This window comes from Nonomuraea sp. NPDC049709 (assembly GCF_040674815.1).
Lineage (GTDB): Bacteria > Actinomycetota > Actinomycetes > Streptosporangiales > Streptosporangiaceae > Nonomuraea.
Window position 1 is genome coordinate 56,479 of the sequence record NZ_JBFANM010000068.1, and the last position, 10,587, is coordinate 67,065.

Sequence of the window (10,587 nt, forward strand, 5' to 3'; positions counted from 1 at the left end):
CGTCAGGTCGCGGAGCAGGCCGAGGGCGCTCCCGCCACCGCTCCCGGGTCATGCCGGGTCCTTGATCTCGCAGATCACCGCGCCCGCCGCCACCGTGGCCCCGGTCGCCGCGGACAGGCCCACCACGGTGCCGTCCTTGTGCGCGGTGATCGGCTGCTCCATCTTCATGGCCTCCAGCACGACGACGGTGTCGCCGGTCGCCACGCTGTCGCCGTCGGCGGCGACCACCTTGACGATCGTGCCCTGCATGGGGCTGACCAGCGCGTCGCCACCGGCGGCGGGCGCCGCCGCCTTCCTGGCCCGGCGGGCGGCCGCGGGCTTCCGCGCCCCGCCGGTGGCTCCGAGCCCGGCCGGGAGGACGACCTCCAGGCGCTTGCCCGCCACCTCGACCGTGACGCGCTCCCGCTCCCCCGGCTCCCCAGCCGCGATCTCGCCCGCGTAAGGCGCGATCCGGTTGTCGAACTCGGTCTCGATCCAGCGGGTGTGCACGGTGAACGGCTCGGCGGTGAAGGCGGGGGCCTGGACGACGGCCCGGTGGAAGGGCAGCGCGGTGGGCATGCCGTCGATCTCGTACTCGGCCAGCGCCCGGCGGGCGCGCTCCAGCGCCTGGGTACGGGTGGCCCCGGTGACGATCAGCTTGGCGACCAGGGAGTCGAACGCGCCCGGCACGGTCTCGCCCTGCTCGTAGCCGCTGTCCAGGCGGACACCCGGGCCGGAGGGCGCGCGCCAGCCGGTGATGGTGCCGGGGGCGGGCAGGAAGCCGCGGCCGGGGTCCTCGGCGTTGACGCGGAACTCGATGGAGTGGCCGCGCGGCGCGGGGTCGTCGTAGCCGAGGGGTTCGCCGTCGGCTATGCGGAACATCTCGCGGACCAGGTCGATGCCGGTGACCTCCTCGGTGACCGGGTGCTCGACCTGCAGGCGGGTGTTGACCTCCAGGAAGGAGACGGTGCCGTCCTGGCCGACCAGGAACTCGCAGGTCCCGGCGCCGACGTAACCGGCCGCGCGCAGGATCGCCTTCGACGACTCGCGCAGCAGCGCCTCCTGCTCCGGGGTCAGGAAGGGGGCCGGCGCCTCCTCGACGAGCTTCTGGTGGCGGCGCTGGAGCGAGCAGTCGCGGGTGCTCACCACCACCACGGTGCCGTGCGCGTCGGCCAGGCACTGGGTCTCCACGTGGCGGGGCCGGTCGAGGTAGCGCTCGACGAAGCACTCGCCCCGGCCGAAGGCCGCCACGGCCTCGCGGACGGCGCTGTCGTACAGGTCGGGGATCTCCTCCAGGGTGCGGGCCACCTTCAGGCCGCGCCCGCCACCGCCGAACGCCGCCTTGATCGCGATCGGCAGCCCGTGCCGCTCGGCGAACCGCAGGACCTCCTCGACCCCGGACACCGGGTCGGGCGTCCCGGGGACCAGCGGCGCGCCGACCTGCTGGGCGAGGTGCCGGGCCCGCACCTTGTCGCCGAGCGCGGTGATCGCGGCGGGCGGCGGGCCGATCCAGACCAGCCCGGCGTCGATGACCGCCTGCGCGAACGCGGCGTTCTCGGCCAGGAAACCGTAGCCGGGGTGCACGGCGTCGGCTCCCGACCGCGCCGCCACCTCGACGATCTTCTCGATCGACAGGTAAGTCTCGGCGGGCGTCGCCCCGCCCAGCGCGTACGCCTCGTCGGCCAGCCGTACGTGCAGCGCGTCGCGATCGGGGTCGGCGTAGACCGCCACGCACCCGATCCCGGCGTCCCGGCAGGCCCGCACGACGCGGACGGCGATCTCACCGCGGTTGGCGACCAGCACCTTGCGCAGGCTCACAGGTGTCCTCCAAGACTCCAGCTCGACTCCCGCCAGCCGCGCGGGCCTCGGGCGAGGGGGCGGCGCAACACGCGCCGGGGCCGGACGGCCGGCCGTGGGGCGGGCTCCTGGCGCAGCGTGCGCAGGGCGACGACGAGGGCGGCCAGCTCCTCCGGCGTGGGGTCTCCCTTGATCACCCTCATAGCGGGATGTTCCCGTGCTTCTTGGGCGGCAGGGCATCGCGTTTGCCGCGCAGCAGCCGCAGCGCCCGGGTGACCTCGCGGCGGGTCTCGCTGGGCCGGATGACCGCGTCCACGTAGCCGCGCTCGGCCGCCAGGTAGGGGGTGGCCAGGGTGTCCTCGTACTCGGCGATCAGCTCGGCGCGCAGCGCGTCGGGGTCGCCGGCGGCGGCCAGGCGCTTGCGGTGCAGGATGTTGACCGCGCCCTGGGCGCCCATCACCGCGATCTGCGCCGTGGACCAGGCCAGGTTGACGTCCGCGCCCAGGTGCTTGGAGCCCATCACGTCGTACGCGCCCCCGTACGCCTTGCGGGTGATCACCGTGACCAGCGGGACCGTGGCCTCGCCGTAGGCGTACAGGAGCTTGGCACCGCGCCGGATGATGCCGTTCCACTCCTGGCCGGTGCCGGGCAGGAAGCCGGGCACGTCCACCAGCGTGAGCACCGGGATGCTGAAGGCATCGCAGGTGCGGACGAACCGGGCGGCCTTCTCCGAGGCGTCGATGTCCAGCGTCCCGGCCAGCCGCATCGGCTGGTTGGCGACCACGCCGACCGGGCGGCCCTCGACCCGGCCGAAGCCGACCACGATATTCGGCGCGAACAGCGCCTGCACCTCCAGGAAGTCGCCGTCGTCCAGCAGCGCGGCGATGACCTCGTGCATGTCGTACGGCTGGTTCGGCGAGTCCGGCACCAGCTCGTCCAGCGCCAGGTCGCCGGCGGACGGCTCCAGGTCGGCCTCGAACCCGGGGTGCGGCGGCTCGTCGAGGTTGTTGTCCGGCAGGTACGCCAGCAGGCCCCTCGCGTAGTCGAGCGCGTCCTCCTCGTCGGAGGCCAGGTAGTGGGCCACGCCGCTGCGGCTGTTGTGCACCCGGCCGCCGCCCAGGTCCTCGAAGGTGACGTCCTCGCCGGTGACCGTCTTGATCACGTCGGGGCCGGTGACGAACATGTGGGAGGACTCGTCCACCATGATCGTGAAGTCGGTGAGCGCCGGGGAGTAGACGTGGCCGCCCGCGCAGGCGCCCATGATGAGCGAGATCTGCGGGATCACCCCCGAGGCGCGGATGTTGCGGCGGAAGATCTCGCCGTACAGGCCGAGCGAGACCACGCCCTCCTGGATGCGGGCGCCGGCGCCCTCGTTGATGCCGATGATCGGGCAGCCGGTGCGCATCGCCAGGTCCATGACCTTGCAGATCTTCTGCCCGTACACCTCGCCCAGTGAGCCGCCGGCCACCGTGAAGTCCTGCGAGAACACGCACACCTGGCGCCCGTCCACCGTGCCGTGGCCGGTGACCACGCCGTCGCCGTGGCCCAGCGTGCCCTTCGCGAGGGCGTCCAGCTCCACGAACGAGCCGGGGTCCAGCAGCCGTTCGACGCGCTCGCGGGCGGTCAGCCGGCCCTTGGCGTGCTGCTTGGCCGCCGCGCGCGCCTCGCCGACGTGCACCGCCTCGTCCAAGCGCTCCTTGAGACGGGCCAGGCTGCCCGCAGTGCCTTGCGCTGCCATTCACCACCACCGGGTAAGACTGAGTTTCATATACACGATACTCAGTATCGCCCCTCCTGAACAGCCCCGGCTTCCGGGACAATGGCCACGTGCCGACACCGCCCATCAGCCAGCGCCTGGCCGAAGCCGCCGTGGCGCTCTTCGACGAGCACGGCTACGACGAGACCACCGTCGACGACATCGCCGCGCGAGCAGGCGTCAGCCGCAGCACGTTCTTCCGCTACTACCGCTCCAAGGAAGACGCGATCTTCCCCGACCACGACACGCTGCTCGACCGGATCGCGGCCCGGCTGCGCGCCTCCACCGCCGACACCGCGATCGTGGCCATCACCGACGCGGTCCGGATCGTCCTCGCCCACTACGTCGACGACGCGGAGGTGTCGCTGCGCCGCTACCGCCTGGTGCGCAAGGTGCCCGCGCTGCGCGACCGCGAGATCGCCAGCGTGGCCCGTTACCAGCGGCTGTTCCGCGAGTTCGTGGGCGACTGGCTCGGCGACTCCCCCGACGCCGGCCTGCGCGCCGAGCTCATGGCGGCCTCCGTGGTGGCCGCGCACAACCAGGTCCTGCGCGGCTGGCTGCGGGCCGGCGGCACGTACGACCCGAGCGAGCGGCTCGACCACGCCCTCGGCTACGTCATCGCCACCTTCCGCCACCTCGAACAACCCCAGGAAACCGACCAGGTCGTCGTCGCGACCTTCAGCCGCGGCGCCTCCCCGCAGGCCGTCATGGCCGCCATCCGGCAGCACCTCGACTCCCGTGCCTGATGCGGCACGGGGGTCGGAAAAAAGCAGTGGACGGCGTTGGTAGCGTCCTGAGCATGGGGATCATCGATGTCGAGCAGTTCGTCGCCGACGGTTTCGCCAAGGTGGAGCAGATCGTGCCACGCGAGGTCGGTGACGCGGCCAGGGCGTTGTTGTGGCAGCGCATCGGGCTGTCGCCGGACGACCCGGCCGGATGGACGCAGCCGGTGGTGTGGACGGCCGACCTGACCGGGGAGGGGCCGTTCGGGCAGTTCATGGCCAGCCCGCGGCTGCACGCGGCGCTGGACGCGGTGGCCGGCCCGGGAGGGTGGGCACGGCGGGGCAGCGTCGGCAACATCCCGGTCCGCTTCCCCCGGGTGCCGCCGGCCGACGACCGGGGCTGGCACGTCGACTCCAACACGATGCGGCCCGACGGCACCTGGGGGGTGAGCAACCGGCCCGCCACGCTCCTGCTGCTGGTGCTGTTCTCGGAGGTCGGCCCGGACGACGCGCCGACCCGGGTGCGCGCGGGCTCCCAGCGCGACCTGGCCAAGGTGCTGGACGAGCAGGTGCTCGACCCGATGCAGATGGGGCCGCTCTTCGACGCGACCGGCGAGGACCGGCCGGTGGCGCTCGCCACGGGGAGCCCCGGGGACGCCTTCGTGGTGCACCCGTTCACCGTGCACGCCGCCCAGGAGCATCTGGGGACCGAGCCCCGGTTCATGGCCCAGATGCCGTTCATGCTGACCGAGCCGCTGTCGCCGGGGCAGGGCACGCCGCTGGCCCGCGCCATCGACTGGTGACCCTCTTGTGACGGAGGCGGCCGCGCCGGCGGGCGGTTCCGGCCGGTGTCAGGCGGCGGCGCGGGTGATCGCGGCGACCGACCGGTCCACGTCCGCCTCCGTGGTGGTGGCGTTCGACACCGAGATCCGCATCAGCCGCCGGCCCCGCCAGGTGGTGCCGCCCGCCCAGCAGGTGCCGTCCGCCTGCACCGCCGCGACCACGCGGTCGGTGCGCGCGTCGTCGCCGAAGCCGACCAGCACCTGGTTGAGCACCACCTCGTTCGCCACCTCGAACCCGGCCGCGGTCAGCCCCTCGGCGAACCGCCGGGCCAGCGCGCAGCAGCGCTCGACCAGGGCCGCGACCCCGTCGCGGCCCAGCTCCCGCAGCCCGGCCCACGCGGCGAACCCGCGGGCGCGGCGCGAGGACTCGGCGGTGAGGTCCGCTCCCACGGGCTCGCCGCCCGATCCGACCAGGTACGCGGCGGCGAAGGACATCGCCGCCGCGTGCGCGTAGGGCCGCGCGCAGAACACGAAGCCCGAGTCGTACGGGAGATTCAGCCACTTGTGACCGTCACAGGCCCAGGAGTCGGCCAGCTCCAGCCCGTCCACCAGATGCCGGGTCCCGGGGGCGGCCGCCGCCCACAGCCCGAACGCCCCGTCCACGTGCACCCACCCGCCGTGCCGGCGGACCAGCTCGCACGCCTCCCGGAGCGGGTCGCAGGCGCCGGTGTTCACGTTGCCGGCCTGGAGGCACACGACGGTCGGGCCCGGTGAGCCGGCTCGCAGCCGCTCCGCCAGCGCATCGAGGTCGATGGCGCCGTTCGGCCCCGCCGGCACCGGCTCCACCACGTCGGTGCCGAGGCCCAGCAGGCGAAGGGACCGGTCGACGGTCACGTGCCGCTCCTCCCCGGCGATCACCCGGATCCGCGGCGCTCCGAGCAGCCCGCGCCGCTCCACGTCCCAGCCCGCGTCCGCCAGCACCTGGTGCCGGGCGGCGGCGAGCCCGGCGGTGTTGGCCGCCTGGCCGCCCGTGACGAACCCGGTCGATGCCGACGGCGGGATCCCCAGCAGCTCCTTCAGCCAGGCCCCGGCGGCCGCCTCGGCCGCGACCGCCGCCGGCGACGTGACGGTGTTGGTCGCGAGCTGGTCCCAGCCGGCGGCCAGGATGTCGGCCGCGGTCGCGGCCGGCGACGCGCCGCCGACCACGAACCCGAAATATCGCGGGCCGGCGCTCGCGACCAGGCCGGGTTCGGCCGCGGCGAGCAGGTCGGCCAGCACCCGGTCCGCCGGTGTGGGGGCGGAGGGCAGCGGGCCGGAGAACGCGGCGATCAGCGCGTCCAGGTCGATCGGCGGTCCGACCGGCCGGTCGGGCAACGAGCGCCGGTAAGCGGCCGCGTGCCCAGCGGCCGAACGAAACAGATGCCCCAGTTCCTCCACGTGACGCACCTTATCGCCGGCAGCATCCCGCTGCCCGCGAGCGGACGGTCCGGCACGGGCAAAGCGGAGAGTAGTATCTTGACTACTCCAAGTGGCGAGTGACTGCTCGTGAGGGGATGCCGAATGCTCGACCAGGTAACCGCCGGTGCGCAGCAGGGCGGCACGGAGGATCTCGATCTGGCCGCGACGGGCGTGGCCGGCGTCACGATCGTCTGGGCCGACAACAACGGCATCCCACGGTCGCGTACGGTGCCCGCCGGCCAGTTCGGCGCGGCGGCCAGGCTCGGGGTCGGGGTGACGCCGCTGTTCGCGGTGTTCGACTCGCACGACACCATCACCTTCGAGCACGCCCCGCTGGGCACTCCCTCGGGTGACATCCGGCTGGTGCCGGTCGTCGAGCGGCTGGTCCGGCTGGCCGGGCAGCCCGGGTTCGCGTGGGTGCCCGGGCGGCAGGTGGCGGCCGACGGGTCCCCGTGGCCGTACGACCAGCGGGGCGCGCTGGAGCGGCAGGTCGCCCGGGCCGGGGCGCTCGGCCTGGAGTTCCTGGCTGGTTACGAGATGGAGTTCCACCTCAGCCGGGCCGACGGGGACGACGGCGACGAGCTGCGGCCCGTCTACGAGGGGCCGTCCTACGGGCCGGCCAAGATGCTGGCCGTGGACGCCTTCGCCGAGCAGCTGCTGCGCGACCTCGACCGCAACGGGGTGCCCGTCGGCCAGTTCCACGGCGAATACGGGCCGGGGCAGTTCGAGTTCAACATCGCGCCGTCCGACCCGGTCACCGCCGCCGACCGGCAGCTCCTGGCCCGGCAGACGGTGCACGCGGCCGCCCGGGCGCACGGGCTGCGGGCGAGCTTCGCGCCGCTGGTCACGATGGGCCAGGTGGGCAACGGCTGGCATCTGCACACCTCGCTGTCCCGGGCCGGCACGAACCTGCTGTCCGGCGGCGACGGCCCGGCGGGCATGACGGCCGAGGGCGGGGCCTACCTCGCCGGGCTGCTGCGCGACCTGCCCGCGGTCGTGGCCGTCACCGCGCCGAGCCTGTCGTCGCTGCAACGGCTGCGGCCGGGGTTCTGGACGGGCGCGTTCACCTGCTGGGGCGTGGAGAACCGGGAGGCGGCGCTGCGGCTCGTACCGGCCACCCCGCTGCTGGGCCCGGCGCACGCCAACATCGAGCTCAAGCCGTCCGACGCCGCCGCCAACCCCTACCTCGCGCTCACCGCCGTCATCGCCGCCGGGCTGGCCGGCATCGAGGACGGGCTCACGCCGCCCGACCCGGTGCAGGAGGACCCGGGGACCTGGAGCGAGGCTCGGCGCGCCGAGCGCGGCGTCCACCGGCTGCCCACCACCGTGACGGAGCAGCTCGACGCGCTGCTGGGCAACCAGCGGATCCGCGCGGCGCTGGGCGAGGAGCTCACCGGCGCCTTCCGCGCGGTGCGCACCTCCGACGCCCGCCGGGCGGCCGACCTCGACGCCGGAGCCGTGGTGCGCTCCTACCGCTGGCTCTACTGACCCTGGCCAGGCATGGACGCGCAGGCCATCTTCGACGCGAGCGACCGCGCGTACCCCGCCTGGCTGCTCGCCCTCACCGACGACCGCCTCGTCTTCACCCACCTGGACGGCGGCGGCGACCTCCTCGGGCGCGATGGACCTGCTCATCGCGGCCACCTCCTCCCGCCGCGGGGCCCCTCGCCTCCGAGGGACGCCACACCCGGACGGCCGCGACTCCGGGGCGTGTCGCTCCCGGAGTCGCGGTGTTCTTGGGCCTGATCGACCGGGTGGCGTTCAGGTCCCGTGCGGTGTCACCCGCCGGTGATCTGGAAGGTCGTTCCCGGTTCCCTGACGATGTCGCCGGTCGCCGAGTTCGTGATGGTGACGCCGGTCAGCGTCGCGCTGCCGCGGGCGCTCCCCTGGGCCAGGATGCCGGCGCCGTTGTTGGACCTGTCGATGCGGACGCCGGTGATGGCGACGTTCGGCATGTTGCCGCCGCCCCCCTTGAACTGGATGCCGTCGTAGGTCGAGTCGGAGATGTCGGTGTCGCGGATGGTCACGCCGGTGATGTCCCTGTTCTGGGCGAAGAGCGTGATGGCGCCGAACTTCTGGGCCTCACCCCAGAAGACGCCGCCGCAGCGGTGCAGCGCGTTGTTGGCGATCAGCGTCTGTCCGGAGAAGGGCAGCGGGTCGTGGTCGGTGGCGAGCATGATGCCCGGGTAGTTCATCGTGTCGTAGACGAGGTTGTTCTCGATCTTGTTGTCGTAGCCGCCGTAGATCGCGATGCCGTTCGCCCGCCACGGGAGCTGGATGGTGTTGTTGACGAACGTGTTGTCATGCGCGATGTCCACCGACGGGTCCTTCACGAACCGGTTGGCCCAGACGGCCAGGGAGTCGTCGCCGGTGGTGCGGAAGGTGGAGTTGAACACCCGCGAGTTCCGCGTCCCGTTGCTGAAGTTGATGCCGTCGGCGTACGTGTTGCGGATGCGCATGCCGCTGAACTGCAGCCCGTCGGCAGGCCCCCACAGCTCGGGGATGTTGTCGTAGTCGCGGCCGACCCAGACGCCCACGTTGGCGTGCTCGATCCACACGTTCGCGATCTTCGTGTTCCTGCCGAACCGACCGTTCAGCCCGACCCCGCCCTCGGCGCCGCCGGGACCGCCGCGGATGCGGCCGGAGCCGAAGATGGCCAGGTCGGAGAGCTGGACGTTGTTGTCGATGTCGAAACCGAAGTTGCCCTCGTGCGGGTGGTTGATGCCGCCCGTCGCCAGGTGCGGCTCGGTCAGGGTGTAGAGCTGGGAGTGCCACATGCCCGCGCCGCGGATCGTGACGTTGCTGATGCCGACCTGGTTGTACTGCCCGCGGTTAAGCGGATCGTCGGTGAGGATCTTCTTCTCCTGCCGCCACTGGCCCGGCGGGATCCACACGCAGGTGATGACGCCGTTCTGGTCGTCGGTGACCGCCCGCTGGATGGCGGCGGTGTCGTCGTTGCCGTCGTTGGGGACCGCGCCGTACTCGGTGATGGAGGTGCATTCGGCCGGCTTGTCGGCCGGGGGCGCCACCTGCTCCAGGTCGATCAGGTCGATGATGTAGAAGGCGGCGTTGTCGCCGGCGTCCCGCTGCAGCCGGAACTTGGTGCCGGCCGGGTACGAGCGTGACAGGAGCGCGTGCGCCTCGTCGAACAGCCGCCGCGCGTCGGCCTGCGGGGTGTTGGTCAGCGCCTCCGGGTCGTCGCTGGTGCCGTACAGCCAGCTGTGCCGGGACGACAGGGTGAGCTTCTGCGCGAAGACGCCGTCGACGTACAGGCTGAGCGTGGCCTCGATGCCGCCGCCGCCCGCCGCGTCCGGGATCGAGTTGCGCACCACGATCGAGTTGGCGGGGTTGGTGGAGGTGAACTCGACGTACTGGCCGGTGCTGTTGAGCCGGACCGACTTCCGGCCCGACGACTCGGTCGCGAAGTTGGTGTGGCCGAAGGTGCGCAGCGGGTCCGCCTGCAGCAGGGTTCCCTGGTAGCCGGCGGCCTCGGCCTCGTACTCGACGTACGGCACCGAGGCGCCGCGCCCGACCGTGATCGCCTGCGCGAGCGAGTTGTTGCCTTCGTCGGTCTCCTCCACGACGCCGGTCGCGTCGGCGGTTGCGGTGACGGTGGCGCCGCCGCTGGTGGCGGTCCAGCTCCCGCTGACGGCCACGTCGGCGGTCGCACCGGCGGCGATCGGCGGCGTCTGGGTGTCGAGCGTGGTGCCGCCCACCGCGACCCGGGTGACCGTGGTGGCGCCGGTGGTGCTGGTGCCGCGGTTCTTCACGGCCACGGTGAAGGTGACCCGCGCTCCGGCGGCGGGGTTCGGCGGGTTGGCCGTGATGCTGAGGACCTGCAGGTCGGGTCCGGGCGCCTCGGCGACGACCAGGGACGTCGGCGCGGTGAAGGAGTTGTTGCTCTCGTTCTGCTCGACGACCTTGCCGTCCTCGTCGGCCTTGGCCGAGAGCTGGTACGTCCCCGCGCTCCTGGTCCCGATGTTCGCCGAGACGGTGGCGGAGGCGCCGGCGGCCAGGGCGCCCACGGCGGCGGTGCCGACCTTGGTGGTGCCGGCGTAGAAGTTGACCGAGGTCGCGGCCGAGCCCGCCGTCC

General features: G+C 73.1%; 9 protein-coding genes. 4 read left to right on the forward strand and 5 right to left on the reverse strand.

From position 1 onward, the window contains the following. Nucleotides 1-48: 48 nt before the first annotated feature. From AB0J69_RS46340 to AB0J69_RS46350, 3 genes are read right to left on the reverse strand one after another with little or no spacing between them, the layout of a single operon-like run. Nucleotides 49-1,791, reverse strand: a complete 1,743-nt coding sequence (locus AB0J69_RS46340) for a biotin carboxylase N-terminal domain-containing protein (RefSeq protein WP_364132003.1) — start codon at nucleotides 1,789-1,791, stop codon at nucleotides 49-51. 2 nt (nucleotides 1,792-1,793) lie between these two features. Continuing rightward, nucleotides 1,794-1,979 (reverse strand): acyl-CoA carboxylase subunit epsilon, encoded by a 186-nt coding sequence (locus tag AB0J69_RS46345; protein ID WP_364131992.1) that lies wholly within the window; start codon nucleotides 1,977-1,979, stop codon nucleotides 1,794-1,796. Beyond that, the gene (locus tag AB0J69_RS46350; protein ID WP_364131994.1) at nucleotides 1,976-3,514 is read right to left on the reverse strand and encodes an acyl-CoA carboxylase subunit beta; all 1,539 of its coding nucleotides are present in this window, start codon (nucleotides 3,512-3,514) and stop codon (nucleotides 1,976-1,978) included. The genes AB0J69_RS46345 and AB0J69_RS46350 overlap by 4 nt, the downstream gene beginning before the upstream one ends. Nucleotides 3,515-3,603: 89 nt before the next feature. Here AB0J69_RS46350 and AB0J69_RS46355 point away from each other — a divergent pair, with 89 nt between their 5' ends. Together AB0J69_RS46355 and AB0J69_RS46360 are read left to right on the forward strand one after the other, a co-directional pair. Beyond that, nucleotides 3,604-4,278 carry a TetR family transcriptional regulator gene (locus AB0J69_RS46355; protein ID WP_364131995.1) on the forward strand — a complete coding sequence of 225 codons (675 nt, stop codon included), beginning with the start codon at nucleotides 3,604-3,606 and terminating at the stop codon, nucleotides 4,276-4,278. Between the two features lie 53 nt (nucleotides 4,279-4,331). Continuing rightward, on the forward strand, nucleotides 4,332-5,057 hold the full coding sequence (locus AB0J69_RS46360; RefSeq protein WP_364131997.1) for a phytanoyl-CoA dioxygenase family protein: 726 nt from the start codon (nucleotides 4,332-4,334) through the stop codon (nucleotides 5,055-5,057). A 48-nt stretch (nucleotides 5,058-5,105) separates the two neighbouring features. On the opposite strand, the gene AB0J69_RS46365 is transcribed toward AB0J69_RS46360, so the two are convergent. Then, on the reverse strand, nucleotides 5,106-6,473 hold the full coding sequence (locus tag AB0J69_RS46365) for a pyridoxal-dependent decarboxylase (RefSeq protein ID WP_364131999.1): 1,368 nt from the start codon (nucleotides 6,471-6,473) through the stop codon (nucleotides 5,106-5,108). 123 nt (nucleotides 6,474-6,596) lie between these two features. Between AB0J69_RS46365 and AB0J69_RS46370 the strand changes: the two genes are divergently transcribed. Beyond that, nucleotides 6,597-7,982: a glutamine synthetase family protein gene (locus AB0J69_RS46370; RefSeq protein WP_364132000.1), complete on the forward strand. Its 1,386-nt coding sequence runs from the start codon at nucleotides 6,597-6,599 to the stop codon at nucleotides 7,980-7,982. 12 nt (nucleotides 7,983-7,994) lie between these two features. Beyond that, nucleotides 7,995-8,240 carry a hypothetical protein gene (locus AB0J69_RS46375; RefSeq protein WP_364132001.1) on the forward strand — a complete coding sequence of 82 codons (246 nt, stop codon included), beginning with the start codon at nucleotides 7,995-7,997 and terminating at the stop codon, nucleotides 8,238-8,240. 32 nt (nucleotides 8,241-8,272) lie between these two features. Here the strand turns inward: AB0J69_RS46375 and AB0J69_RS46380 are convergent. Then, a partial coding sequence (locus tag AB0J69_RS46380) for a CARDB domain-containing protein (protein ID WP_364132002.1) occupies nucleotides 8,273-10,587 on the reverse strand: 2,315 nt, incomplete at its 5' end.